The following is a 24,953-nucleotide window of genomic DNA, read 5'->3' as shown; positions in this document are numbered from 1 at the left end:
GTCCTGGCTTTCTTCAACCACGATCCATCAGTGGATCGCACACAGGGGGTCGAAAAACGAGTTTTTCAACACCCTGCTAAAAACCACGGTCATTCGCCCTCTCTGCAGGCGCGCCCTTTCTCGGCGATGCCGGGAAGGGGATTCTCGGCAAAAACAAACACCGTGTAGTTGCCCTGGGAAAAGGATTCGGCGGGCTGGGGCAGGGAAAGGGTTTCACACCCATCCTCCCAGTTTTCGAGCTTTTCACTGGGCACCAGAAAGAAAACCTTGCCGTCGGCATAGCCCTTTTCGTACCAACGGTCGCTGGAGAGCCACAGACACAGGCCGACTCCGCGCGTGTCGATATCAAGGGGGCGGATGCTCACCTCGCCCTTGCTCAGCACGGTGTAAACATGCGAATCCCAGTACGGGGCATACCCCGAGACCAGCCCGCGTTTTTTGAGAACCGTGATCAGATCGGCGCGGGATTGGGCCATCTCCCGCCAGCCCTCTGGGGAGATGTTGTTCCAGGTGGAAGCAATTGCGAGCAACAAGGCCACGACCAGCGCCGCCTTGGCAATCTGGGGGAAAAACCGCCACACCACCACCGGACAGACCAGAACCATCATCAAATAAGGAATGATATACCTGATGTTGTTGCGGGCGGCGTACGCATTTTCGTGCAGGGTGCTCACCGAGTATAAAAAGAAGATCAGGGCAAAGCCGAGGTAGGAAAGAGCCACGAAAAATCTTTGCCCCTGCTCCAGGCGGGAAAAATTCCTCTTGGCATAGTAGGCGGGCAGCACCAGGGCCAGGGGATAGAACCCCAACCGCAACAGGGAAACCACCCCTTCCACGGAGGCCAGCTCCACCTTGTCCTGCCACTCCGCGCCGATGAAGTGCAACAGCCCCAGCACCGAATAGGCGGCATGGAAAGGCAGCTCCTGGAGCGGGACCAGCATCGCATGATTGGCGCCTTCGGCATGAAGAACCTCGGCAAGCAACACCTTATAGCAGAAAACCCCCAGCACGAACACCCCGGCAATGGCTCCCGCCGGAAGGCTCTTGGCAGAAAGCGCTGCCCGCCAATCACCGTATTCGCCCCGGAACAGCGCCTCCCGCTCCGCATACACAAGCAGCAGGAAAGCGCCACAAAACGGCGCGACGTAGTAGATCATAAACCGCACCGGATTTTCGAGCACCACGAGATAGAGAAGGACGAGCAGAAGGCCGAACAGGGCCAGCCTCGCATTCTTTCCGGAATCCGGCCGGTCGGCGCGGAGCCACAGGAGCAGAAAGGAAATGATGAAGGCAAAGTACCAGGTGTAGGCGGCCTCGCCGTAAACCTCCCGCAGATACAGGGGCGAATACCCCAGGCCGATAATGGTGCAGCCCATCAGCGCCGCTGTTTTCGACAGCCCCAGATCCCTCAGGAGCAAGGCGAGCACCGCCATGGTAATCAGAACCACGATGGCAACGGAAACGCCATGGGCAAAAAAGCTGTTTTCCCCGGCCATGACCCACGGGATCAGCAGCAGATGCTTGTAGAACACCCAGAGATCATCGTTGACATACCACCAGTTTTTTGGAAAAAGCTCACCGGCCCGGACAATTTCTTCCGCCAGGATATTGGCAATGGCTGCGTCGGAATTAAAAAACGCCCGGTACGAGCAGAAGATATACACGCCAAGGGCGGCAAGGGTGACGGCGAGCAGAAGTGCCGCGCCGCGAAAAAGCCATTTCTGCATGGGGGAGGTTGGCACGATAGTCACTGCGCTCTTTGGGTCCGTAGTCGGCAGGAGGAAAACAGGGTCACGCCCAGTGGAAGATTCCGGGGGAACAGACACCGACCGTCACCTGCTTTGGCAGCGGCGTCGCGCCCCTTGAAAAAATACCTGCCCCAGGCTGGATCGTCGCGAAATAATACAAAAAATTCTCCGACACTGTCAAGGGGAATCAGCAGGCAGCCAAAGGCCTGCCGCACCAAGAATTCGCTGGGACGAACCAGGCCTCGGGCAAACGCCAGCGGTTGCGGCGCAATGGCTGTTTCCCCCACAAAAACACCCATATTCGTATCGTTCTCGCGCAACTGCCATTGTCATTGTGCGCCATCTACAGTATAATACGCGGTTTACGCCAGCCGGCGCCCTTCATTTCCGCCGAGGGGGCCGGAACCACCCATGCCTTATTCATCGCACCCAAGGAACCACCATGATCAGCGCAGTCAATATCGCCCTCTCCTACGGAAAGAGGATTATCTTCAAGGACGTCAACATCAAGTTCACCCCGGGCAACTGCTACGGGCTCATCGGCGCCAACGGCTCCGGCAAATCCACCTTCCTCAAAATCCTGGCCGGAGAAAAAGAGGCGGACAAGGGCGAGATCGTGGTCGGCCCCAAGGAGCGGATCGCCATGCTCCGCCAGGACCATTTCGCCTTTGACGAGGAAAGCGTGTTCGACACCGTGGTCATGGGGCATCGTCGGCTCTACGAACTGATGCACGAACGCGACGCCCTCTACGCCAAAGCGGAGCTCACCGAGGCGGACGGCATCCGAGCCGGGGACATCGAGGCGGAGTTCGCCGAAATGAACGGCTACGAGGTGGAATCCGAGGCCGCCGTGCTGCTCAAGGGGTTGGGCATCCCCGAGGAGTTCCGCGACAAAAAGATGAAGGAGCTGGAAGGCGGCGACAAGGTGCGGGTGCTCCTGGCCCAGGCCCTGTTCGGCAACCCGGACGTGCTGCTGCTGGACGAACCCACCAACCATCTGGACCTCAAGTCCATCACCTGGCTGGAGGATTTTCTCTTCCGCTTCCAGAACACGGTGATCATCGTCTCCCATGACCGCCATTTCTTAAACCAGGCCTGCACCCATATCGCGGACATCGACTTTGGCGAGATCCGGGTCTATGTGGGAAACTACGATTTCTGGTACCAGGCCAGCCAGCTCTTTTTCAAACAGAAGCAGGACGAAAACAAGAAGACCGCGGCCAAGGCCAAGGAACTCACCGATTTTATCCAGCGCTTTTCCTCCAACGCCTCCAAGGCCAAGCAGGCCACCTCGCGCAAGAAGCTGCTGGATAAGCTCACCATCGAAGACATGCCCGCCTCGTCGCGCAAATACCCCTTCGTGGTCTTCAAGCCCGAGCGGCCCTGCGGCGACATCATCCTGGAGGTCACGGACCTGGGCAAGGAGATCGACGGGGTCACGGTCTTAAACGACTTCTCCCTCACGGTCCACAAGGGCGACAAGATCGCCTTCATCGGCCTCAACTCCGTGGCCAAGACCACCCTTTTTGAGATTCTCACCGAGGCGATGCCCCCGGATCGCGGCAGCTTCCGCTGGGGGATCACCATGACCACCGCCTATTTCCCCAAAGAAAACAGCAGTTATTTCGACAAGGATATGACCCTGGTGGATTGGCTGAGCCAGTACACCCCGCCCAACGAGGGGGAGAGCTTTGCCCGTGGATTTTTAGGCAAGATGCTCTTCTCCGGGGAAGAGGCCCTGAAAAAAACCAGCGTGCTCTCGGGCGGCGAACGGGTGCGCTGCATGCTCTCCCGGATGATGCTCACCGGGGCCAACGCCCTGATCCTGGACGAGCCCACCAACCATCTGGACCTGGAATCGATCACCGCCTTAAACAACGGGCTCATCGCCTTCCCGGAGGTGATCCTCTTCGCCTCCCACGATCACCAGATGGTGGCTTCCACCGCCAACCGGATCATCGAGATCCTGCCCAACGGGATCATCGACAAGCGGATGGATTTTGACGATTATCTGGAAAGCGCGGAGGTGATGGAGCTGCGGGAATCGCTGAGCAATGGCGAGGCTGCGTTGAGCCTGTAGTCGCGCAATCCCGCCGGGTTTCGGAAAGGCTGCCGAAAAGAGGCACTGCTGGACCGAAAGCCGAGGGTGCAAATCCCCGGCAGCCCATGGCGGAGATGTTACGAAAAACAACTCGCGGCGCAAACTGCCCGATCGCCGCTTTTTCCTCCCGGCTTCATTTCCGATGGCAACTGCGGCAGAGGAAGCTGCCACGGTTGTCCATGGCGAGCGCCATGCCGCTGTGCGGTTCAAAGCCGTGACAGGTGGCGCATGTAATGATTTTCCCCTCGTAGAGCACCAGTTCGGGCGGCAGGCTGCTCGCCGGAAGCAATTCCTTGTTGCGGGCGGCCAAGTCGGCATAGGAGACACTGACGATATGGCCGCCGCACTCGGCCAGAAGGCAGAAACTCGCATGCGAGCCATTGGCGTTCTCATGACAGGTGAGACAGTCTGCCGAAACCGGATCAAGCTTTACGGGAGCGCCCTTCAGGGAGGGTGCCACCCGCGTCTCCGCCGCAGAAATAGTGGCGGCGATCAGCAGCAGGGGAAAGGCAAGAGCGACAATACGCCGGAAACTCATATGCTTTCCCCCCCTTGGAAGTGAGGTGACAGGAAATCGCTTTCCTGGTTGCCCAAAAAATCCGAACTTTCGCCCGAATTCCTTTTTTTTACTCTGGGCAATCCGCTTTCCGCACACCGCGCGCTCCATGGCCGGGGCTGTGCGGATAAAAGAAAAAACTATTTCCCAACGCCCAGGACTGCATCCCTAGCCAATTGGCTGATAAGCCCCCAATCCCCCCGAGCCACCGCCTCGGGCGGCGCCACCCAGGACCCGCCCACGCACGCCACATTGCCCAAGGCCAGATAGTCGCGATAATTCTCCACACTGATCCCGCCGGTGGGGCAAAAAACCACCTTGGGAAACGGCCCTCCAATGGCCTTGAGCATGGGGATGCCCCCCGCCGCTTCGGCGGGAAAGAACTTGAAATGATCATAGCCCCGCTGCAACCCGGCCATCAGTTCGGAAACCGTGGCAATGCCGGGGATCAGTCCAATATCCCCCTGATTGGCCGCATCCAGCAGCTCCGGGGTAAGCCCAGGGCTGATGGCAAAAACCGCCCCGGCCTCGCTCACCGCCGCCAAATCATCGACAGAGGTCACGGTCCCAGCCCCCACCACAGCCTCCGGCACCGCACGGGCAATCTCCCGGATAGCCTCAACAGCAACAGGGGTCCGCAGGGTAATCTCCAGCACCCTGATCCCGCCCGCCACCAGGGCGCGGGCCAAGGGTACCGCATGGGCAAGGTCCTTGATCACCATGACCGGCACCACCGACCCCTGGGCAAAAACCTCGGCAGGGGCCATCTTCCATTTTCTTATCAGCGCCATCCTTGATTCCCTCGCGACATATCTACAGCTTGTTCAATTACCACACACTATTGCATGCCGACAGCTTTAAGCACAAATGCGCGCTGATCCATCACATTATCCCCCGTCAAACCGCACGCACGTCCATTTTTCTCGTCAATAACGTATCGCAAAAACGCAAGTTTCTGACCATCTCGTCTGTCGGTAACAGTCAGTTCATGCGTAACCATACCCTGTTCCGGTGTAGCTTTTTCAAACTCTTCCTCATGCCTTATTCGATATTCAACCACAACATCCGCTGTCAAAGCGGGAAGTTCGTAACCACCTCCTTGTCGAGGAATATGAAAGCATGATCGCCGTAACCCTTCAGATCTTGCGGCGCTGCTACGCTCGGTAAACTCTATTGTGGCGGGATATGCAAAAGCATAGTGCGCTCTCGAATTAAGTCTATTGCCGAAATTGACCGTAAAGACGTTGAGATAAGAAGGGTCTTCTTTTGTTTGCCAGTCATACGCTATGGAACGTACCGGAGACGCTGGCAATTTATAGTACTGCACCCCGGCGGTTTGACATTCTTGCGTGAATGCTGGGGAAGTCGGCGAAAGAAGGAAAACAAGGTGTTTCCCTAGCATGAAAACTTGCCCGACTAATAACACTTGGACCATTGGCGAGACTAATGCCAGTGCAGCGAGGATGACCTTTCCTTGAATTGCTTTCTTCCTTGCGAACAAAAACGATCCAATATATGCGACTAGCAACATCCCCTGAAGAAGGGAGTAAAATTGACGATTGTGGAGCGTTGCAAGACCCAGCCCCATATAGGAAAAATATACCCCTATGGCCGTGGCGACTATATAGATGATAATATTCATGGATACTATGACCACTGATTGTCAGGTTAAGTTATCTTGACAAGTTGATAATTGCCGCCAAATCAAATAATAAAATCGGGACATTCACCACCCCTACGCTTCCACCTCAAAATTCACCTTACACTTCTCCTTCACATAGGTGAACAACGAACTCGCCCCTTCCTCGGCACCCAGCATATCGCTGCGCAAGGCGGCAAATATCTGCCTGCCCACCCCGCACCGCTGTTCGCCAAGCTCGGCCTCAACATACTCCCGCTTGGCAAGCTCCGCTGCATCCACCAGCAACTCCAGAACCCCGGCGCCCACATCGAGCCGGATCAGATCCCCATCCCGCACCTTGGCCAGCAAGCCGCCGCACAACGCCTCCGGGGTCACGTGGATGGCGGCCGGCACCTTGCCGGATGCGCCGGAGAGCCTGCCGTCGGTGACCATGGCCACCCGATAGCCTCGGCCCATGACCACGGAGAGCGGAGTGATCAGCTTGTGCAGCTCGGGCATGCCCGTGGCCTGGGGGCCTTGAAAGCGGATGACCGCCACAACATCGCGGTCCAGCGTGCCTGCCCGGAAGGCCTCTTCCAATGCGGCCTGGGTGTGGAAGACCATGGCCGGGGCCTCGATTGTGGTGGCTGCCCCGTCCGCCAGGGCCGAAACCTTAATCACCGCGCGGCCGAGATTGCCGGACAATGCCTTGAGCCCGCCGGAGGGAGAAAAGGGCTGGGCCAGCGGGGCGATGACCTCTTTCTCCCGCGATTCCTTGGGCTCCTCGGACCAGCGGATCTTGCCCTCCTCCAAAGTGGGGCTCTGGGTGTAGCGTTCAAGCCCCTCCCCGGCCACGGTCATTACCTCGTTGTGCAGGAAGCCGCCCTCCAGCAGCTCGCGGATCAGCACCGCCATGCCGCCCGCAGCCTGGAAGCTGTTGATGTCGCCGGGGCCGTTGGGGTAGATCCGCACCAGCAGGGGCACCGCATCGGAGATCTCGGAGAAATCGTCCCAGTTGATCCGGATGCCTGCGGCCCTGGCAATGGCCACCAGATGCATGGTCTGGTTGGTGGAGCCGCCGGTGGCCACCAGCCCGACGATGCCGTTGACCACGGACCGTTCGCTGACCACCTTTCCAAGGGGGGTATAGTTTTCGCCCAAATGGGTCAGCTCGCACACCCTGGCCGAAGCCGCATTGGTCAGCGCTTCGCGCAGGGGATCGTCCGGGTTGACAAAGGAGGCGCCGGGCAGGTGCAACCCCATGATCTCGGCGATCAACTGGTTGCTGTTGGCCGTGCCGTAAAAGGTGCAGGTTCCTGCCCCGTGGTAGGAGGCGCATTCCACCGCCAGCATCTCCTCCTTGCTGATCTTGCCCTGGGCGAACTGCTCCCGGGCTAAAGCCTTCTCCCGATTGGGCAGCCCGGTGCGCATGGGCCCGCCCGGCACCAGGATCATGGGCAGGTGGCCGAACTGCAACCCCCCCATCAGCAGGCCGGGCATGATCTTGTCGCAGATCCCCAGGAGCAGGGCGCCGTCAAAGACGTTGTGGGACAAACCGATCACCGTGGACATGGCGATGACGTCCCGGCTGATCAGGCTGAGATCCATGCCCGGCTCGCCCTGCGTGACCCCGTCGCACATGGCGGGGACGCCTGCGGCCACCTGGGCCGTGCCGCCCGCCGCAGCCACCGCCTTCTTGATCATGGCCGGGTAGTGCTCATAGGTGTGGTGGGCCGAGAGCATGTCGTTGTACGAGGTGATGATCCCGATATTGGGGCCCTGCCCACCGCGCATGGCCTGGCATTCCCCGCCCTGGCAGACCGCCAGGCCATGGGCCAGATTGCTGCTCGGCAGCCGGTGGCGAAACGGCCCGGCCACCCTGGCTGCCTCGATATGGCGCAGATATCCCTCACGATTGGTCCGGCTGCGCTCGATAATCCGTTGGGTGACTTTTTCAACAACGCTGTTCATGGCTGTTCCTTTATTATGGACACCAGAAAACCGTGACCGGCGAAATGGTCTGATTCAGCACCGCCCGGATGGGCATCTGGGCGATCGGCCCCTCGGTGAGCGCCTTTTCATACACCGCCCGCTTTTCCGACCCGACGAGATGCAGGATAATCTGCCGGCTTTGCAACAGGGTGGGCAGGGTCAGGGTCATCCGTTCATGGGGCGCGGCCGGCGGGGTGATCGCCATGCAGAGTTGGCCGGAGTCCAGGGCCAGCGCGCTTTTCAGACGCACCGCCTCCGGAAACAGCGAGGCGGTATGGCCGTCGTTGCCCATGCCCAGGATGAGGGCATCAAAAGGCCGGGGCACTTCGGCAAGATGGTCGGCACACTCGCTTTCCCCCTCGGCCGCCGTGGCTGCTCCGGTTTTGAGCCCCACGAAACGGGCCAACGCCGCCCGGTTCTGCAAAAGATGGCTCCGCACCAGACGTTCATTGCTGGCCGCATCGCTCGGCTCGACCCAGCGTTCGTCCGCCAGGGTGATCGTCACATCTTCCCAGTCAAGCGGCAGATCCGAAAGGGCAGCAAAAAACGGCACCGGGGTGGAGCCGCCGGACACTGCCAGACTGGCTCTTTCCCGCGCCCTGATTCCGGTCCGCAGCAGCTCGGCAACCTGGGCGGCCAGCACCGCCACCAGCGTGGCGGAATCCTTGAACTCCTTAAATTCAGGCATGATCTGCTCCCTTAATTATCATGACCATTCCACCGGCAACCCCAAAAAACTGTTTCATTTTTTAAGGACCTTGCAACGTGCTGCAAACTGGTGCTTCGACAGGCTCAGCACGAACGGAAGGCCACTGTATTACGACGATATCCGTTCGTGCTGAGCCTGTCGAAGCACTAATCCAGAAAAAAACCAACACACGCTCGAAAAAGTAACCGGTCAACCGTGACACAGATGCTAGAAATAGGAAGAGGCGTGCGAAGTGTGCTGTTGCACATAAGCCGGCCGATGACAAAGCAGATGCGGTGCTGCTGACCGTTTACTCATCCCAGGCTCTCCCATCCCTGGCCATCAACGCCACCGAGGCCACCGGCCCCCAGGTGCCTGCCGGATAGGGCATGGGTGCATCGTTGCTCGCCTGCCAGGCATCCTGAATGGAATCCACCCAGGTCCAGGCCTGCTCCACCTCGTCCCGCCGGACAAAGAGGGACTGGCTTCCCTCCATGGCGGCCAGAAGCAGACGCTCGTAAGCATCGGCGACATGCACCGACTGGAAGGCCTCGGAAAAACTCAAGTCCAGGGTGGTCCGCTGCAGCTTGACCCCCGAGCCGATGCCCGGCACCTTGTTCAGCATCTCGATCTCCACCCCCTCGTTGGGCTGGAGGCGGATGATCAGCTTGTTGGAAGGCAGGTTCTTGTAGCTTTCCCGGAAGATATTGTGGGGCAGCCTTTTAAAATAGATCACCACCTCGGAGAGCTTCTTGGTCATGCGCTTACCGGTGCGCAGATAAAAAGGCACCCCGGCCCAGCGCCAGTTGTCGATATCCACCCGCAGGGCGACAAAGGTTTCCGTGAAACTCCGCGGGTTGCCCCCCTCCTCCTCGTGGTAGCCCGGCACCGGCCCGCCCTTGAGAAACCCGCCGCTGTACTGGCCCCGGACGGTCTTTTCCTCGACGTTATCTCTGGTGATGGGGCGCAGCGCCTTGAGCACCTTGAGCTTTTCGTTGCGGATGCTCTCGCTGCCCAGGGTGACCGGCGGCTCCATGGCCACCAGGGAAAGGATCTGCAACAGGTGGTTCTGCACCATGTCGCGGAGCTGGCCGGACTTGTCGAAATAGCCCCAGCGGCCCTCGATGCCCACCTCCTCGGCCACGGTGATCTGCACATGGTCGATGGTGGTGTTGTCCCAGTTGGTGGTGAAGATGGAGTTGGCAAAACGCAGCGCCACCAGATTGAGCACGGTTTCCTTGCCCAGGTAATGGTCGATGCGGTAGACCTGCTTTTCCTGGAAGAACTCGGCCACTGCGTCGTTGATCACCTTTGAGGAGGCAAGGTCCGTGCCCAGCGGTTTTTCCAACACAACTCGGGTTTGCTCCGTGATCAATCCGGCCTGGGACAGGCCCTTGCAGATATCGCCATAGATGGAGGGCGGCACGGCACAGTAGTTGACCATGACCCGTTTGGCCGGGTCGATGATCTCGCAGAGCTTGCGGTACTGGTCGTGGCTGGCAAGATCGAGCTGCACATACCGCAGACGCCCGGCAAACCGCTCCCAGACCGCGCCGTCCACCTCCTCCTTCATGAAGGTTGCCAAGCTTTCCCTGGCCAGGGTGACATACTCGTCAGCGGTCATCTCCCGACGCGCCACCCCGACAATCCGCAGGTCCGGCTCCAGAAGCCCGGCCTTGTCCAATTGGTAGAGCGAGGGCACCAGCTTGCGGGTGGCCAGATCGCCATGGGCTCCGAACAAGACAAAATCACATGGTTGCATCTTTTTCTCCCTGATCTTCTCGGCCCTATGAAGGGAAACATTTTGCGCATCCCGCAGCTTCTCTCAAAAGGCTACGGCTGTTTCAAAAATGAAGTCAAGGAAAATGTGGGGCTTCCCTCAAGCATCGGCGTCTTTCCGCACGGCAGAAGCCGGAGAGCCATTGCAGGCCCGCGAATAAAATCCTTCCCAAACCGGCAACGGTTCCCGTATATAGACTCCATGCACACCACCGACCCTCGCCCCGGCTTTGCCCAGCGAATGACCAAGGAAGAAATCAACGTCTGCCCCATCCGCAGGTGGGAGGGGGTGGTTCGCGTGGTTCGCACGAAAGAGGAGTTAAGCCAGGCAATCCAAGCCCTGGCAACGGAAACCATCCTCGGCTTTGACACGGAAACCCGGCCCGCCTACCACAAGGGGGAAAGCTACCTGCCCTCGCTCCTGCAACTGGCCGGGGAAAAAGAGGTCTACCTTTTTCAGTTGAGGCATCTCGGCTTGCCCGCTCCCTTAAGGGAAATCCTGGCCGACCCCAAGGTGGTCAAGGCAGGGGTTGCCCTGGCCTATGATCTTCAGGAACTGCACAAGCTGGCGCGATTCAAGCCGGCGGGCTTTGTGGATCTCGGCACCCTCGCCAAGAAGGCGGAGATAAAAAACCACGGGTTGCGGGGACTGGCCGCGGTGCTGCTGGGATTTCGCATCGCCAAGGGGGCGCAGACCTCGAACTGGGCCAGGGATGTCCTGGCCCCGGCCCAGATCCAGTATGCGGCCACCGACGCCTGGGTAGGAAGGGAGTTGTATCTGAAGCTCCGGCCGGACGGGGAGGTTTCCTGCCGCTAGAGTCTTCCTGGATGCAGGGCGCAATCAGAAATCGAACAGCTCGCCCAGCAGGCTCTTGTGCTTCTGTTTTTTATGGTACCCGTGGCCATGCTGGTCGTAACCGCCCTGATGCTGCGGCGCAGCCTGAGGCGGGTGCGAGGCCGGAGCCGCGGTGCGCTCGATGATCTTGTCCAACTCCCCCCGATCCAGCCAGATGCCGCGGCATTGCGGGCAATAATCGATCTCCACTCCCTGCCGATCCGTCATCATCAAATCCACCTGTGTGCATACCGGACATTTCATTGATTCTCTCCTTGGTTATTTTTCTTCGTCTTTTTCCGTATCAGAGTCCTTGCTCGACTCGGCACCTTCTTTTTTATCCTGATCCCCGCCACCGTTGACCGCCTTGCCAATCTCGGAAACCACGTCCTGCTTCGCTTTTTCCGCCGCCTCGGTGGCCAGATCCTTCATCTGATCGCAACCGCTCAGCCCCACGGCCGAGAGAAGCAAGAGAGCGGTGATTGCTTGAAGCTGCTTCATTGTCTGATTCCTTCTTTGGTTGTTGCGTAATGAGCCATTAGACACGGACCGTTTTTTTGTGTTTCACCAACTCTTTTCAATCTCTTCAACACAAAAATACACACCCGCCGAGCCTGGCTGGCCTCAGACGTCTAGGAGGAGGAGGGGGGGGGAGAGTTGTGCCTGGAGTTACGAGTCGTTAGCAAATTCAGCCAGTTACAATCTCAACCCCTCCGCGTTTTAGTGGCAGGCGTCAACTGGTTCCTGCCCCTACTGACGATTGCGTTTGCAATGACCAGTCAACTCTACTCACGGACTCTCTTGAGAGTCCCATTGTTGAGCATTGCATGAAACTGGGCAAGCAGAACCTGTTCTTCTTTGTCTATGTGGCCATCGTCGTGTGCGTGGTCCATGATCTGCTGATATTCGCTCGGCGTGATCTCAAGATCACTGATGGCGTGGTTGATGAGTTCTTTCAGGCTGGTTGCGGAGCTGCTTGGCTTTTTCATTGATGTTCTCCTTGGTTTGGTGTGATTGGTTGTTTGTGCAAGGTATCGGTTCCATATGCCGCAGGCATCTCACCCCATGGTTTTGCGCGCCTCTTTTTGTGCCAATACAGATAACCGGCCAGCAACAGCACACTGCCGCCAATCATCCAGACACTTGCCTGCCGCGACAGGCTCATGATCAACTGCTGGTTGTCGCCGATGGCGTACCCTATCCAGGCCAGTACCGCGCACCAGATCGTAGCGCCCAGGCTGGTATACAAAGCAAACCTGACATGATTCATTCTGCCAAGTCCCGCAGGGATGGAGATCAGTTGCCGGATGACCGGCAGCAGCCTGCCGATGAAGGTGGAAATTTCGCCATGCTGCCGGAAAAAACCCTCGGTTTTTTCGAGTTTTTCCTCGGCAAGGCCGACAAACTTGCCATACTGGAGCAACAGGGGCCGGCCCAGATACAAGGCGGCATGGTAATTTGCGTAGGCGCCGGCCAGTGAACCGAGCCCCCCAGCCAGCACCACCAGCCACGGATTCATCCGGCCTTGAAAGACCAGATACCCAGCAGGGGGCATGACCAATTCACTGGGAAAAGGGATGGCGGAACTTTCAACCATCATCAACAGAAAGATGCCGGGGTACCCCAAGGCGCTTATGGCTTCCACCAGCCAAACGGTCATGCTTTCAAACATCCCTTTTCTCCCTCGTGGCCAACTGCGAACACGGCTTCATGAAGCGGGCCTTGCCGGTTCTTGCCGAAAACGACCCCGAATGCTTGGCAGAGAATTTTTTTTCATACCAACTCTCTTTTCCTCTCCGTGAGCGGAACAATCACGCCCGCCCAGTTCCTGCTTTTCTCCACACCATTTTTTCGATTTCAATAATCACGAAAACCACCAGCCCCGCCGCCACTGTTCTCCCCCAAACAGCCGGACCAACCGGGGCGCTCTGGAAGAGCCGGTTCATCACCGGCAGATAGGTGTAGGCAATCTGCACCAGGGACATGGCGACCACGCCGCCAAGCACCCAGAGGTTTGAGAAAAATCCGAGCTGAAAAACCGACTTATCCAGAGAGCGGCAGTTGAACAGGTAGAACAGCTCCACCATGACAAAGGCGTTGACCGCAGCGGTGCGCGCCTGGGCAAGGGTGGCGCCGCCGGAGAGTTCCCAGGAAAAAATCCCGAAGGCCGCGCCCAGCATCAAAAAGCTCACCAGGGTGATCCGGAAAATCATGCTGTGGCTGAGGATCGGCGCGTTGGGTTGCCGGGGGGCCGCAGCATAATGCCCGGCTCCTTGGGTTCAAAGGCCAAGGCCAAGCCGAGAAACCCGGCGGTGGTCATGTTGATCCAGAGAATCTGCACCGGCAGGATGGGCAGGGTGACGCCGAGGAAGATGGCGGTAAGTATCACCAGTCCTTCGCCCAGATTGGTGGGCAGGGTCCAGGTAATGAACTTGACCAGGTTGTCGAACACCCCCCGCCCCTCTTCCACCGCCGATTCGATGGAGCTGAAGTTGTCGTCGGTGAGCACCATGTCCGCCGCCTCCTTGGCCACCTCGGTGCCGGTGATGCCCATGGCCACGCCGATATCCGCCCGCTTCAGGGCCGGGGCGTCGTTGACCCCGTCGCCGGTCATGGCCACCACCTGGCCCCTGGCCTGGAGCGCCTCCACCAAGCGGAGCTTCTGTTCCGGGGTCGCCCTGGCAAAGACCACGGTGTCTTCGGCCCGGTCGATGAATTCGCTGTCCGAGAGCTTTTCCAGTTCGGCGCCGGTGAGCACCGGAACCCCATTCCCTTGGGTTGAGCCCAGGTTGTAGAGCCCGACCTGTTTGGCAATGGCCGCGGCGGTCACCGGATGATCGCCGGTGATCATCTTGACCCGGATCCCCGCGCCCTGGCAGATCTTGACCGCGGCCACCGCTTCCGGCCGCGGCGGATCGATCATCCCCTGCAAGCCGAGAAAGATCAAGCCGCCGGTCAGATCAGCATGATGAATCTCCGAGGTTTCCTCGCCCACCTTCTTGCCGGCCATGGCCAGCACCCTTAAGCCCTTGGCAGCCATATTCTCCACCGCGGACTGGATTTCGGCAACCCGCAGGGGACCAGGATTGCCCAATCCGTCAAGCTGGCTGGCGCATCTGGCCAGGACCGCCTCCACCGCGCCCTTGAGATAGACCCGCCTGGTCGATGCGCCGGGTCCGGCCCCATGCAGACTGGCCATGTATTGATGTTCCGATTCAAAGGGCACTGTGTCCAACCGGGGGCTTGCGGCCACGGTTTCCGGGCCGAGGCCGCCTTTGCGGGCCGAGGTCAGCAGCGCCCCCTCGGTGGGGTCGCCATGCACCTGCCAGACCCCCTCCTCTTCGACAAGCTGGCTGTCATTGCAGAGCAGCCCGGCCCGCAAACATTCGAGCAACGCCGCGGATGTGCTGGCTGTGCCGCCGGAAGCCTCGTCCGGCGCCTCAATCCTGCCCTGCGTGGGATTGTAGCCGGTGCCGGTCACTGCGTACGACATGCCGCCGGCCACGATCTCCTGCACGGTCATCTGGTTTTCGGTGAGGGTGCCGGTTTTATCGGTGCAGATCACCGTGGTGGAGCCCAGGGTCTCCACCGCGGGCAGCTTGCGGATAATGGCCCGTTTTTGAGCCATGCGCGACACGCCTATGGCCAAGGTGATGGTAACCGCGGCGGGCAGACCTTCGGGAATGGCGCCCACGGCAAGAGCCACCGCGGCCATGAACATATCGACAAAGGTCTGGCCCCGGAGAAGACCGATCATAATGGTCAAACCGGCCAACCCCAGAATCACATAGAGCAGGACGTTGCTGAATTCGCTGATCTTGCGGGTGAGCGGGGTGGCCAGCGCCTCGGCCGTTGAAATCAACTGGGAGATCCGACCCACCTCGGTTGCATCCCCGGTGGCCGTGACAATGCCCCAGCCCTGACCGTAGGTGACCAGGGTCGAGGCATAGGCCATGTTCCGTCGGTCGGCCAGGACGGTGTCGCGGCCATGGAGCGCGTGATCCTTGACCACGGGCGCCGACTCGCCGGTAAGCGCCGCTTCGGCGACCTGCAGATCGCGCACCTGAAACAGCCGCAGGTCAGCGGGAACCTTGTCGCCACTTTGCAGGAAAACGATGTCGCCCACCACCAGTTCCGTGGCCGGAATGCGCCGCTTCTCCCCCTGCCGCAGGACCGTGGCCTCGGTGGTCATGGTCCGGGCCAGGGCTGCCAGGGCGTTGACCGCCTTGGCCTCCTGGAGGTAGCCGATAACGGCGTTGACCAGCACCACCCCGAAGATGACCCCGGAATCCACCCACTCCCCAAGAACTGCGGTGACCAGGCCGGAAACGATGAGGATATAGATTAGAGGCTGATGGAACTGGAGCAGAAACCGGATCAGCGGCCCCTGTCCTTTCTGGGCGGTGATGGCATTGGGCCCGAACGCTTCCAGCCGGTGCTCGACCGCGAACCGGTCAAGCCCCCGCTCCCGGTCCGATTCCAGCAGCTCCGCAACTTCGTCGATGGGCAGGTGGTGCCAGTGGCGGGCGATCAAATTCACATCTTCCATGGTCTTTCCTCTCTATTGCTACGGTCCGGCCCGATCTCCCGGCCGGCCTGATTTGTTTCCCCGCATAAAAGATACCGCAGGAAAATAGTTTGAACAATTAGAAAATATGATTATAACAGTTCGAAATAAACGAATCGGAGGCTCCCTTGGAATGGCTCAACTACCACCATCTTTTCTACTTCTGGACCGTAATGCGCGAAGGCAGCCTGACCGCGGCCAGCGCCCGTCTCAGTCTGGCTCCCTCCACGGTCAGCGCCCAGTTGGGGAAACTGGAAGAATCCCTGGGCGGCAAGCTCTTTCAGCGGGCGGGACGCAACCTGGAGCCCACCGACCTGGGACGCCTGGTGTTCCGCTATGCCGATGAGATCTTTTCCCTGGGCAGGGAGATGATGGACACCATCCGGGGCAGACCCACGGCAGGCCCCCTGTCCCTCAAGGCCGGGGTGGTGGACGTGCTGCCCAAGCTCATTGTCCGCAGGCTGCTGGAACCGGCCCTGCAACTGTCGGAGCGGGTGAAGCTGGTTTGCCTTGAAGACAAGGAGGACGCCCTGCTGGCCGAACTGGCCATGCACTCTTTGGATGTGGTGCTGAGCGATGCGCCCTTGCGGGCGGGCTTGAGCGTCAAGGCCTACAGCCATCTGCTCGGCGAGTGCGGCATCACCTTTTTCGCGGTGGAAACGCTGGCCGGACCGCTGCGGGGAAAATTTCCCCTTTCGCTTCATGAGGCGCCCATGCTGCTGCCCATGGAGATGACCGCACTCCGGGGCGGGCTGGAGCGGTGGTTTGCCTCCCTCTCCATCCGGCCGTCCATTGCCGGGGAGTTCGACGACAACGCCCTGCTCAATGTCTTCGGCCAGGAGGGCGACGGCATCTTTGTGGCGCCCACGGTCATTGAACCCGAAGTGCTGCGCCAGCACAAGGTGCAGGTAGTCGGCCGGACCCAGGCGGTCAAGGAGCGCTACTACGCCATATCGGTGGAGCGGATCATCAAGCATCCGGCCGTGGCCGCCATCCTGGAGGCAGCCCGCCACAACCTGTTCATGACGAAATAAGCAGCTCCCCGAACTGAGCCAGGCTCTTGCTCCGCTTGAGCTGCCGGGCCAAGGGCGCCACCTCGGGGTCGTGGACATGGCAAAGTACCTCCTTCATCTTGCAGAGGATCTGGTGCTCGCCGCAGAACAGCGCCTGGTAGCGGCCCAGCAGCGCTTGCAGATAGTCGCGCAGCTCGGCAACCTTGGCGGCAGGGATCGATCCCTCCGGATATCTTCCCCGCAACCGCTCAAACAGCAGGGGATCGGCAATGGCGCCCCTGCCCAGCATCAGCCCGGCGGCCCCGGTTTCGGCCAGAACCCGCTGGCCAATGGCCGCGGTGAAGATATCTCCGTTGGCGATGACCGGCAATGGGGTCTGGCGCACCACTTCAGCGGTGATTGCGTGGTCTGCCGGGCCGGCGTACATCTGTTTCACGGTGCGTGGGTGGACCACGAGAAAATCGATGCCGCTTTCGGCAAAAATGGTGAGCAGGGAAAAGATCTGGGCCGGGTCGTCAAAGCCGGAGCGCACCTTGACGGAAAAACTGCCCCGGATTTCTTGGCGCAAAGCCGCGAGCATCCGCGCCAGGGCAATAGGCTCGCGCAGCAGGGCGCCGCCCGCGGTCTGGCTGGTCATCCTGCCATAGGGGCAGCCGAGATTGATGTTGAGGTGTTCGGCCCCCAACTCCTGCACGGTATTGGCCGCGGCCAGCAACGCCTCGGTGTCGGTGCCGATGAGCTGCACCACCAGCGGCACCCCGCCGTGAGTGCCGGCCACTTCCTGCCGGTCGTTGGCGGTGATATTCTTCTTGGTGCTGGCCTTGACCCGGACAAATTCTGTAAAAACCACATCCGGGCGGACCCGCTCAATGAACAGAGCGCGCAGGGCCCGGTTGGTCAACCCCTGCATCGGGGCCAGCATCAGGGGCAGGCTTCCCTCCGCCCATGGCAGTTTGGTATTGGCATGCATCTCGCCCATCAACAATGACCCCCACAGTGTAAAAATCTCAGAATCTCGGTGCATACCCTGTCGGGGTCTGGCCGTCAAGACCGGCCTTGCCCTGGGCGCCGCCGAGATCATCCGTGGCAGCATGAATAAAAAATCCCTGCCCGGGCATGACCGGACAGGGATTTTCGCTATCGCCAAGGTCGTTACTGCTATTTCTTATACCAGCGCCCGTTTGCATCCTGCAGCCAATGGGTGGGCAGGGCAATCTCCGTAATCTGCTGGGCCCGCCGCCGTCCTACCAGATCGGCGGTGGTGCCCTGCTGCTTGGCAATGGCCTGGTAAACCTGCAGGCGGTCATCGTTTTCCGCCTGCACCAGCTCCGCCTTTTCCTTGGTTGCCCCAACAAACTGCAGATAGCCCAGATTGTCTTCGCCGATTACGCCCTTGTCCTTCAGGCCCACGATCTCCGGCAGCCTTGCGGCCATGCGTTCCTTGATGCCGTTGGCAGCGGCGCTTGCCACGGAGCAGAAAACCAGGAGAAAAATCAAACCCGAGAGCAGGGAAAAAACCCGTTGTCTTTGCATCTTCATCACCACTGTGTCTATTTTTTTATTTCTGCTGCTCCGTGGCAGCCTTGTCCAGATCGCCGAAGAAATCATCCAGGGCCCGATCCACCTTGATGTTGACATCGATGGTGATGTGGATGGGTTTTATCTCGATGGGCGCCACCTGCACCGCATGGCGGGTGCAGCCCGACAGCAGCAAAAGGGCCAACGCCCCCAGCAGTGCCAATCTTCTTTTTCTCTTCATCACTACTCCTCTTGCCTCACTGGGTCATTTTATACAACTTCTGCATGCCGCCACCGTATTCCAGGATCTTCTCAAATGGCAACCGCAGGTTCAGATCAAGACGAATGGGATGGGTGACTCCCCCGGCTTCCCCTTCCGGCAGACGGGTGAAGCTGCCGAGCTGGCTATTGTATCTGAAAGGTATAGGCTGGGCCGGCTGACCGTCAAGTTTTATTTGCAGCAGCAGCGCATCACCCTCGCTGTTCAGCCGCACCTTGGCCCAATTGTAACGGAAATTTTTCAGGGCCTCACCGGCAAAATCAAGCTGGGAAAACTGCGGCGTCTCCTTGGGAATCCCGGCGGTCAACAGACCGCTATCCCTCATTCGGATAGTGCCGCCCTCACCTGGGGGGGAATTGAGAAAACCATCGGCAAACCGCACCCTGCCGTCGACAATCGAAAGAGGAATCCTGCCGTTCAGGGTGCCTTCCCCCTCCGCCCCCTCCATGCCAAACTGGGCAAGGAGGCTGGCAAGACTCAGGCGGTCACAGAATAAGGTCAGCGCATAATCGTTGCGGGCTGTGCTCAATCGCACTCCCCTGGAGGAAACATGGCCGCCGCACCAGGCAAAGCGGCCGCTCTCCAGCAGGAGAGCGGTGGGGGATTCTATCTGGAAGGCAAATTTCCCATCGGTTAGGGCAAGATCACCAACCTTGGCTGCGGCAAAGGTAAGGGGCTGGGCCGGCAGGCTCTTTTTCAGGAAAAGATCAGGCATTACCAGCGAAAGGCTGAGGCCGGAAACCGCAATCCCACGCTTGGGCAGTTCCAGGCGCGCATTGTCAAGCTGCAGACGCAGGTTCCCGCTCTGTCCGCCCTTTTTGAAGGATCCCCCAGCCTGTAGTCCGAACTCGCCGGCAAGGGTTATCTCCTGTTTTGCCTTGACAAACCTCCCAAGATTAAAGGCCGCGAACTTCTGCCGGGGTGCGGAAAGGCGCAGGGCGCCGTGCAGTCCGTCCACGATCGAGCTGGACACCTCTCCCGTGATCTTGATGGCAACCCCGTCCAAGGCCTTGCTTGTGTGGCTACCGGCAAAGCCAATACCCTCTGCCTGCTGCTCTGTTGCAAGCACCAGCCCGCCCAGATCCTGACCGTTGAGTCTGATCCTGGCAAGCTGCACCTTCCCCGCTGCCGCTCCCCCCTTTTCTCCCCCGGGCAGCGGCAGGGTTGCGGCAACCCCTGTCAGGCGCAGCTCCGTCTGACCATCCCGCACCGTCACCTCAGGCACATGCAGCTCCGCCTGCCCCCTCTTGCCTTGGGAACCCCCCGGCATAACCGCAGCAATGTTGAGCTCCGGCAGCAGCAGTTCCCCCCCCTTATCCTGGCGCAGGACAAGGGAGGAGATGCTTGCCGCGAGCGTAAGCGCTGCGGACACCTCCTTTTTCAGCTCCAGGCCGAAGGCTTTACAGGCAAGGGGGGGACGGGGGGTTTTGCCTGCCTGCGAAGCTCCCTTGAGAGAAAAATACCACCCAGACTGCTTGCTGAATCCTGCCTCAAACGCCCCTTTTGCGTGGATTCCCTCCTCTTTTTGCCCCGCAGGCCGCACGGAAAGAAGTAGAGAACCGGCGCCACTGCCTCCGTCACCGGTAAGCACGCCTGCCCCCGCAAGCTCGGCAACGGTCAACTCAACCGGGGAGTGCACCACCAAGCCATTGCTTGTAAAGTGAAATTTGTCCTCGGCCGCGGCGAGCGAAAAAACAAAAGGCGGCTCCTCTTCCCCGCCTGCTCCCCCTGCTCCATTGATCCGCCAGATGTTGCCCTCACCCCTGAGGACGAATCGTTCAATCGCGCAATGCAGCTCAAAAAACCTGACCGCCAGCGGCTTCAACCCGAGCCTGCCCTCCGCGGCAAATTGCAGACTCCCCGCGAGATCCTGTCCCAGAACACCCGCCAGGGAGGCAAGCGGGAAATCCCTGGCTCCCACCTTGAAGCTGAGCACCCCCTCCGCCACTTCTGCCGTCAGGGCGAGGGCAAGCTCCTGGTCTTCCGGATAGAGGGTGAGCGAACCAGCCAGCGGCGCACTGCCATCTCCCATCCCCGGGCGGTTTCCCTGGACAAACTGCAGTTGAAAAGGCAATTGCGCCATGCGACCGCGCACCCCGCTGCGGAGCAAGCCGTTCTTGACCGTGAGCTGCCCGATGGTGCCGGGCAGGGAATAATCCGTCTCTCCCGATTTCTTCCCTGCCCCCGCTTCGTTTCCGGAAAACCCCTCAAGGACAAAGCGGCCATCCCGCCACTCCCCTTGCACCACCACCCCCTCCAGGGCCAGACGGTCTATATGGCGGGAAAAAAGGCCGGGCAGGGAATAGTTGAGCTGCAGGGAATCGAGGCGCAGTGCCGGCTTCCCGGGGTTCCCCAGAACAATCGCCTCAAGAGCGGCCCCGGAAATTCCGACCCGGCGCACCGTGCAGGAAAAAGGCTGACCCGGCAGGGATCTGGCCACCAGATACTCTATGCTTTTTTCCACCAGCACAGGGAGGCTCAGCCACAGCAGAGCCCCAAGCGCCAGCAGCGCCACAGCCCCTCCGCCTAAAGCCCAACCAAGCCGTTTCACCATACAACTCCTTTCCGGTTCGCCCAGAGTCAAAAACCCCATCCTGCCAAAAGGCAAGTGTAACAGAAAAGGCGGCCTGCTCCCGTCATTTTTCCCCCCCCTCCTCTTTCCCAAGACCCGCACCGGTGAGAGTCGGAGATCAGCCCCCACTACAAGGGAGCAAAAAGGAAATAGCCGCGCGCTCTTTCCGCCTTGGCAGATTTTTATCGAAGAGGAGAATCCCAACTGTCTCGATTTTTCCGTATGCCGAGGCAAATGGGTAGCATTGCCCGCGGCCAGCGTCCCCCGCTTAAAGGAACTGCGCCGGAAAGCCTGGCCATTCCAACATTTTTCAAGTATTGACAATCTCTTAGGCGTATGGGATGTTTTTATGATTGCTGGGGGATGACCGTGCTTCCCCGGTTTGGCCGGCAATGGGTACGCTCTCCCCAAAATTTCCGGGAGGCTGGCTTGACTTCTTGACCATTCCGTCCTGCGCCGCAATTGCAACCACGGGTTTGCGCCCATCATTCCCACCTGAATATTCAATACTTGTAAGGAGCTACGATGAACACTTTTACCAATCGGATAATTCGCGCGGCGAAATTGGATGCCCACCTCTATGAAGAGGTCGAAGCGGACAAAGGCACCATGCGCCAGGCCATGGCGGTGGTGGTGCTTTCCAGCCTCGCCGCGGGGATAGGCAGTATTTCCAACCTGGGGATCGCCGGGGTTTTGCTCGGGACGGTGGGCGCCCTTGGCGGCTGGTATGTATGGGCCTATCTCGCCTACTTCATCGGCACCAAATTCCTGCCGGAACCGCAAACCGAAGCCGATCTTGGCCAATTGCTGCGCACCACCGGCTTTTCCAGCTCTCCCGGCCTGATCCGGATATTGGGGCTCATCCCGGGGCTGGGCACGCTGGTTTTCACCGTGGCTTCCATCTGGATGCTGGTGGCCATGGTAATCGCGGTCCGGCAGGCCCTTGATTACACCGCCACCTGGCGGGCCGTGGTAGTATGCGCCATCGGTTGGATCATTCAGACCCTGATCCTGGTGCTGCTGTTTTCCTTGCTGGGTGGCCCCCCGGCCCTCTGATGCCGGGGCAAGAAAATAATCACCCCGGACAGCGCGAAAATTCACCCAGCCGCAGGGGCTTGCGCCAGGAAGCCCCTTTTTTTTTTAACACGGAACCAAAAACCCATGACACCACCGGCCAAAAGCGATACCAAAAACCGGCTGCTTCCAGAGGCCCAGCGGGCACAGGAACAGCGGGCCCAGACCTACCGGGAAAAAGCGCTCAAGATGTATCCCTGGATCTGCGGCAGGTGCGGCCGGGAATTCACCGGCAAAGCCTTGCGCGACCTCACGGTCCACCATAAGGACCACAACCACGAAAACAATCCGCCCGACGGCAGCAACTGGGAGCTGTTGTGCATCTACTGCCACGACAACGAGCACGACCGCCAGAGCGTGGCCGACGCCTATGGCGCGCTGAAACCGGGAGAAAAACAGGATTCGATTGCCACCTCGAACCCCTTTGCCGCCCTCGGGGCATTGCTACAGGAGAAAAAATGACGAATACATCCGTTCGGCCTGAGCCTGCCGAAGGCCCGTTGTAGCAATGGAACTGCGGTTCGACAGGGTTCTCCTGAGCAAAGTCGAAGGGCTCACCGCGAACGGAAATTAGCCCTCGACCAGCAACAAACCCGTGCCGGCGCCGGCAGCCTCGGAGCCGACCCCCTTGTGGATGACCAACTGCTTCCCCTCCTGCTGCCCGGCCTGATAGGGATCTCCATACACCCGGGGTCCGGCATGCTGCACGGTGCGTAGACGGGGATAACGCGCCCGGTAGTAGCGGATCAGCCCCGGATCCGAGGCGCAGATCAGGCTGCTTTCGGTTTCATTGCCGGTGACGCCCATGGCCTCTTGATCCTGGCGGCGAAGCTTTTCCCGAAAGCCGTTGAGCACCCCCAGCCAATAGGAATTCTTCTCCCTGGACGCAGCCCCCGTATTTTTCCGGTATTCCTGCCAGAGATACCCCAGTCGCCTGACGAGAAAATGATAGACGTGATCGGCCACGGCCAGGTTTTCCTTGGCGCCGGTCAGCTCGATCACCCGCAGGGTTTCGCCGCTTTTCGCCTCGAATTGCCGGGCGATGACCACGTTGACATAGAAAAAATCTTTAAGAAGCGCGGCAATGGCCCGCTGGTGGGCGGAGATCCGCTTGGTTCCCGGCTTGAGGATCAGGTAATCGTAATCCGTGGCCTGGCGGTCGAGCCGTTCCAGGTTGTACCGGCGCAGAATGGTGTTGGCCTTGGCCATGGCCAGGGCAGCCTCATGCTCGTTGGCGCTCTGGGCCAGGGCGAAGAGCTTCTCCACCCTGGCCAGCATGGTTCCGGACTTTTGCCCCGCCCCGGTGAGCAGCCGCGGGATTGCTCCCTGGGCGGTGCGAAATTCAGGATGCACCCCCAGACGGTCGCACGCCTCCTGAAAGGCCGGGCCGTGGGGAAGCTCATCCCCCCTCCCCAGGTGCTCGACATACTGGTGGCTCATCTCATGCTTCAACACCTCCAGCACCACATCCCAGGAATGATCCCGGATCAGCCAGGAAGCGAGGCTGAGGGTGTCCAGCCCCGGCGACCAGGACCCGGCCCGGCTCTGGCCCTCCCGGATCTCAAAGAGCGGCGGCCGGAGCTGCACCCGGTACAGCCAGCAGAGATGGCGGTATTCCTGGGCCAACTGCCTGCGCCAGGTCTCCATGAGTCGGCTTTCGTTTTCGCTCACCCGCACTCTCTTCTTGCCTCGTTGTCCGGCTGTTTTTTTACAGAAACTTCCCTCCCTCGGAGTCTACGCTTACCTGACGGGAGGGGCTGGGGGTGGGTGAAGGTGCCGACCTGCCGATTACCTGGCTGTTCCCCCTCTCCCTAGCCCTCCCCCCCAAGGGGGAGGGAACTTTTTCTACCCTTTAGCCCTTGTATCCGACATCCACCGGCAGATCCGGCTGGCGGGCCGAGGCCACGGCCAGTTCATCGCAACGCTCGTTAAAGGGATTGCCATTGTGCCCCTTGACCCAATTGAAGGTGATGTCCAGCCCCTCGACGAGGTCCAGCAACTGGCCCCAGAGATCGGGATTCACCGCAGGCTGCCTGTCCGCCTTGACCCAGCCCCGTTTCCGCCACCCCTTGGCCCACCCTTTGCTGATCCCGTTCACCACATAGCTGGAATCGGAATACAGGGCCACCGGTTTGTCGCGGTGCTCCAGCTCGCGCAGGGCCACGATGCAGCCCATCAACTCCATCCGGTTATTGGTGGTCAAGCGAAAGCCGCCGGACAGCTCCTTGCGCTGACCGTTGTAGATCTGCACGATGCCGTACCCGCCCGGCCCAGGATTGTAGCGGGCGCCGCCATCGGTGTAGATGCAGACCACGCCCTCCTTGGGGGAGGTGTCCGATCCTGCCGCAGGCCCGGATGTAACCGTGCTTTTGGCGCTACTTGGCCTGCCCTGGCCCGAGGTGGGATTCTGCAGCCAGGCCTCGGCCTCGGCCCGGGTGACAAAGCCCTTGAATCGGGCGCCCTGAAAGCCGGTGACCTGGGCCTGGGCCTTGGGCCAGTTATCGTAGATGCCAGGCACTCGCCCGGCCAGGATTGCGTAGAATTTCTTTGCTGCCATGTTTGGGTTGTCCTTTTTTTGATTCCGCCCAAAAATCCGGGGAATATAACTA

The 24,953-nt window shown here is 59.9% G+C and carries 23 protein-coding genes and 1 pseudogene; 5 read left to right on the top strand and 19 right to left on the bottom strand.

The features are described 5' to 3' along the window. Positions 1-89 precede the first annotated feature (89 nt). Together MWR57_RS12625 and MWR57_RS12620 are read right to left on the bottom strand one after the other, a co-directional pair. Positions 90-1,751 (bottom strand): hypothetical protein, encoded by a 1,662-nt coding sequence (locus tag MWR57_RS12625; protein ID WP_423125183.1) that lies wholly within the window; start codon positions 1,749-1,751, stop codon positions 90-92. Next, positions 1,748-2,068, bottom strand: coding sequence for a hypothetical protein (locus MWR57_RS12620; RefSeq protein WP_423125182.1), 321 nt, complete (start codon positions 2,066-2,068; stop codon positions 1,748-1,750). The genes MWR57_RS12625 and MWR57_RS12620 overlap by 4 nt, the downstream gene beginning before the upstream one ends. Before the next feature lie 122 nt (positions 2,069-2,190). On the opposite strand from MWR57_RS12620, the gene MWR57_RS12615 reads away from it, so the two are divergent. Further along, positions 2,191-3,828, top strand: coding sequence for an ABC-F family ATP-binding cassette domain-containing protein (locus tag MWR57_RS12615; protein WP_423125181.1), 1,638 nt, complete (start codon positions 2,191-2,193; stop codon positions 3,826-3,828). 154 nt (positions 3,829-3,982) lie between these two features. On the opposite strand, the gene MWR57_RS12610 is transcribed toward MWR57_RS12615, so the two are convergent. From MWR57_RS12610 to zwf, 6 genes are all read right to left on the bottom strand, one after another. Then, positions 3,983-4,387 (bottom strand): hypothetical protein, encoded by a 405-nt coding sequence (locus MWR57_RS12610; RefSeq protein ID WP_423125180.1) that lies wholly within the window; start codon positions 4,385-4,387, stop codon positions 3,983-3,985. Between the two features lie 158 nt (positions 4,388-4,545). Beyond that, on the bottom strand, positions 4,546-5,196 hold the full coding sequence (locus MWR57_RS12605; protein WP_423125179.1) for a bifunctional 4-hydroxy-2-oxoglutarate aldolase/2-dehydro-3-deoxy-phosphogluconate aldolase: 651 nt from the start codon (positions 5,194-5,196) through the stop codon (positions 4,546-4,548). A gap of 47 nt (positions 5,197-5,243) precedes the next feature. Next, positions 5,244-6,047, bottom strand: coding sequence for a hypothetical protein (locus MWR57_RS12600; RefSeq protein WP_423125178.1), 804 nt, complete (start codon positions 6,045-6,047; stop codon positions 5,244-5,246). Positions 6,048-6,140: 93 nt separating this feature from the next. Then, positions 6,141-7,997: a phosphogluconate dehydratase gene (edd, locus tag MWR57_RS12595; RefSeq protein WP_423125177.1), complete on the bottom strand. Its 1,857-nt coding sequence runs from the start codon at positions 7,995-7,997 to the stop codon at positions 6,141-6,143. Positions 7,998-8,010: 13 nt separating this feature from the next. Beyond that, the gene (gene pgl / locus MWR57_RS12590) at positions 8,011-8,706 is read right to left on the bottom strand and encodes a 6-phosphogluconolactonase (protein ID WP_423125176.1); all 696 of its coding nucleotides are present in this window, start codon (positions 8,704-8,706) and stop codon (positions 8,011-8,013) included. 310 nt (positions 8,707-9,016) lie between these two features. After that, a complete protein-coding gene (gene zwf, locus MWR57_RS12585; RefSeq protein ID WP_423125175.1) occupies positions 9,017-10,468 on the bottom strand; it encodes a glucose-6-phosphate dehydrogenase in 1,452 nt (483 codons plus the stop codon). Between the two features lie 42 nt (positions 10,469-10,510). Here zwf and MWR57_RS12580 point away from each other — a divergent pair, with 42 nt between their 5' ends. Beyond that, on the top strand, positions 10,511-11,302 hold the full coding sequence (locus MWR57_RS12580; protein WP_423125174.1) for a 3'-5' exonuclease: 792 nt from the start codon (positions 10,511-10,513) through the stop codon (positions 11,300-11,302). Positions 11,303-11,326: 24 nt separating this feature from the next. Here the strand turns inward: MWR57_RS12580 and MWR57_RS12575 are convergent, their stop codons facing one another. The 5 genes and pseudogenes from MWR57_RS12575 to MWR57_RS12555 form a co-directional block, all read right to left on the bottom strand. Continuing rightward, positions 11,327-11,584, bottom strand: a complete 258-nt coding sequence (locus MWR57_RS12575; protein WP_423125173.1) for a TFIIB-type zinc ribbon-containing protein — start codon at positions 11,582-11,584, stop codon at positions 11,327-11,329. Positions 11,585-11,599: 15 nt separating this feature from the next. Next, positions 11,600-11,821 carry a hypothetical protein gene (locus tag MWR57_RS12570; RefSeq protein WP_423125172.1) on the bottom strand — a complete coding sequence of 74 codons (222 nt, stop codon included), beginning with the start codon at positions 11,819-11,821 and terminating at the stop codon, positions 11,600-11,602. A 284-nt stretch (positions 11,822-12,105) separates the two neighbouring features. Further along, positions 12,106-12,309, bottom strand: a complete 204-nt coding sequence (locus MWR57_RS12565; protein ID WP_423125171.1) for a hypothetical protein — start codon at positions 12,307-12,309, stop codon at positions 12,106-12,108. Continuing rightward, a complete protein-coding gene (locus MWR57_RS12560) occupies positions 12,306-12,992 on the bottom strand; it encodes a DedA family protein (protein WP_423125170.1) in 687 nt (228 codons plus the stop codon). Before MWR57_RS12560 ends, MWR57_RS12565 begins: the two co-directional genes overlap by 4 nt. 139 nt (positions 12,993-13,131) lie before the next feature. Further along, positions 13,132-15,869, bottom strand: a pseudogene (locus MWR57_RS12555) (cation-transporting P-type ATPase). Between the two features lie 146 nt (positions 15,870-16,015). Here MWR57_RS12555 and nhaR point away from each other — a divergent pair. Then, positions 16,016-16,921, top strand: coding sequence for a transcriptional activator NhaR (gene nhaR / locus MWR57_RS12550; RefSeq protein ID WP_423125169.1), 906 nt, complete (start codon positions 16,016-16,018; stop codon positions 16,919-16,921). Here nhaR and MWR57_RS12545 read toward each other — a convergent pair. The 4 genes from MWR57_RS12545 to MWR57_RS12530 all read right to left on the bottom strand — a co-directional run bounded on the left by MWR57_RS12545 (position 16,908) and on the right by MWR57_RS12530 (position 21,252). Further along, positions 16,908-17,879, bottom strand: coding sequence for a tRNA dihydrouridine synthase (locus tag MWR57_RS12545; protein WP_423125168.1), 972 nt, complete (start codon positions 17,877-17,879; stop codon positions 16,908-16,910). The two genes, nhaR and MWR57_RS12545, sit on opposite strands and share 14 nt — an antisense overlap. Positions 17,880-18,058: 179 nt before the next feature. After that, on the bottom strand, positions 18,059-18,433 hold the full coding sequence (locus MWR57_RS12540; protein WP_423125167.1) for a YdbL family probable chaperone protein: 375 nt from the start codon (positions 18,431-18,433) through the stop codon (positions 18,059-18,061). 25 nt (positions 18,434-18,458) lie between these two features. After that, positions 18,459-18,659 carry a hypothetical protein gene (locus tag MWR57_RS12535; protein WP_423125166.1) on the bottom strand — a complete coding sequence of 67 codons (201 nt, stop codon included), beginning with the start codon at positions 18,657-18,659 and terminating at the stop codon, positions 18,459-18,461. 16 nt (positions 18,660-18,675) lie between these two features. Further along, entirely contained in the window at positions 18,676-21,252 is a 2,577-nt protein-coding gene (locus tag MWR57_RS12530) for an intermembrane phospholipid transport protein YdbH family protein (RefSeq protein WP_423125165.1), read from the bottom strand. A gap of 543 nt (positions 21,253-21,795) precedes the next feature. Between MWR57_RS12530 and MWR57_RS12525 the strand changes: the two genes are divergently transcribed. Continuing rightward, on the top strand, positions 21,796-22,326 hold the full coding sequence (locus MWR57_RS12525) for a YIP1 family protein (RefSeq protein ID WP_423125164.1): 531 nt from the start codon (positions 21,796-21,798) through the stop codon (positions 22,324-22,326). Between the two features lie 105 nt (positions 22,327-22,431). Then, positions 22,432-22,806, top strand: coding sequence for a YajD family HNH nuclease (locus MWR57_RS12520; RefSeq protein ID WP_423125163.1), 375 nt, complete (start codon positions 22,432-22,434; stop codon positions 22,804-22,806). A 108-nt stretch (positions 22,807-22,914) separates the two neighbouring features. Here the strand turns inward: MWR57_RS12520 and MWR57_RS12515 are convergent, their stop codons facing one another. Continuing rightward, positions 22,915-24,015: a SprT-like domain-containing protein gene (locus MWR57_RS12515; RefSeq protein WP_423125162.1), complete on the bottom strand. Its 1,101-nt coding sequence runs from the start codon at positions 24,013-24,015 to the stop codon at positions 22,915-22,917. A 181-nt stretch (positions 24,016-24,196) separates the two neighbouring features. After that, positions 24,197-24,901 carry a ribonuclease HI gene (gene rnhA, locus MWR57_RS12510; protein ID WP_423125161.1) on the bottom strand — a complete coding sequence of 235 codons (705 nt, stop codon included), beginning with the start codon at positions 24,899-24,901 and terminating at the stop codon, positions 24,197-24,199. Positions 24,902-24,953 lie beyond the last annotated feature (52 nt).

The sequence above is a fragment of the Hydrosulfovibrio ferrireducens genome (genome assembly GCF_046883345.1).
In the GTDB taxonomy this organism is placed as follows: Bacteria; Desulfobacterota; Desulfobulbia; order Desulfobulbales; family Desulfurivibrionaceae; genus Thiovibrio; species Thiovibrio ferrireducens.
The sequence above is the reverse complement of the archived record's forward strand: the minus strand, read 5'-3'. Positions and strand labels throughout refer to the sequence as shown.

What these genes read in the sequence shown, in the direction of transcription:
- MWR57_RS12610 (WP_423125180.1), bottom strand. Translation starts at nt 4,387, where the DNA reads ATGAGTTTCCGGCGTATTGTCGCTCTTGCCTTTCCCCTGCTGCTGATC.
- MWR57_RS12530 (WP_423125165.1), bottom strand. Translation starts at nt 21,252, where the DNA reads ATGGTGAAACGGCTTGGTTGGGCTTTAGGCGGAGGGGCTGTGGCGCTG.
- MWR57_RS12560 (WP_423125170.1), bottom strand. Translation starts at nt 12,992, where the DNA reads ATGTTTGAAAGCATGACCGTTTGGCTGGTGGAAGCCATAAGCGCCTTG.
- pgl (WP_423125176.1), bottom strand. Translation starts at nt 8,706, where the DNA reads ATGCCTGAATTTAAGGAGTTCAAGGATTCCGCCACGCTGGTGGCGGTG.
- MWR57_RS12570 (WP_423125172.1), bottom strand. Translation starts at nt 11,821, where the DNA reads ATGAAGCAGCTTCAAGCAATCACCGCTCTCTTGCTTCTCTCGGCCGTG.
- MWR57_RS12535 (WP_423125166.1), bottom strand. Translation starts at nt 18,659, where the DNA reads ATGAAGAGAAAAAGAAGATTGGCACTGCTGGGGGCGTTGGCCCTTTTG.
- rnhA (WP_423125161.1), bottom strand. Translation starts at nt 24,901, where the DNA reads ATGGCAGCAAAGAAATTCTACGCAATCCTGGCCGGGCGAGTGCCTGGC.
- MWR57_RS12520 (WP_423125163.1), top strand. Translation starts at nt 22,432, where the DNA reads ATGACACCACCGGCCAAAAGCGATACCAAAAACCGGCTGCTTCCAGAG.
- MWR57_RS12615 (WP_423125181.1), top strand. Translation starts at nt 2,191, where the DNA reads ATGATCAGCGCAGTCAATATCGCCCTCTCCTACGGAAAGAGGATTATC.
- MWR57_RS12540 (WP_423125167.1), bottom strand. Translation starts at nt 18,433, where the DNA reads ATGCAAAGACAACGGGTTTTTTCCCTGCTCTCGGGTTTGATTTTTCTC.
- MWR57_RS12545 (WP_423125168.1), bottom strand. Translation starts at nt 17,879, where the DNA reads ATGGGCGAGATGCATGCCAATACCAAACTGCCATGGGCGGAGGGAAGC.
- zwf (WP_423125175.1), bottom strand. Translation starts at nt 10,468, where the DNA reads ATGCAACCATGTGATTTTGTCTTGTTCGGAGCCCATGGCGATCTGGCC.
- MWR57_RS12600 (WP_423125178.1), bottom strand. Translation starts at nt 6,047, where the DNA reads ATGAATATTATCATCTATATAGTCGCCACGGCCATAGGGGTATATTTT.
- edd (WP_423125177.1), bottom strand. Translation starts at nt 7,997, where the DNA reads ATGAACAGCGTTGTTGAAAAAGTCACCCAACGGATTATCGAGCGCAGC.
- MWR57_RS12605 (WP_423125179.1), bottom strand. Translation starts at nt 5,196, where the DNA reads ATGGCGCTGATAAGAAAATGGAAGATGGCCCCTGCCGAGGTTTTTGCC.
- MWR57_RS12575 (WP_423125173.1), bottom strand. Translation starts at nt 11,584, where the DNA reads ATGAAATGTCCGGTATGCACACAGGTGGATTTGATGATGACGGATCGG.
- MWR57_RS12565 (WP_423125171.1), bottom strand. Translation starts at nt 12,309, where the DNA reads ATGAAAAAGCCAAGCAGCTCCGCAACCAGCCTGAAAGAACTCATCAAC.
- MWR57_RS12525 (WP_423125164.1), top strand. Translation starts at nt 21,796, where the DNA reads ATGAACACTTTTACCAATCGGATAATTCGCGCGGCGAAATTGGATGCC.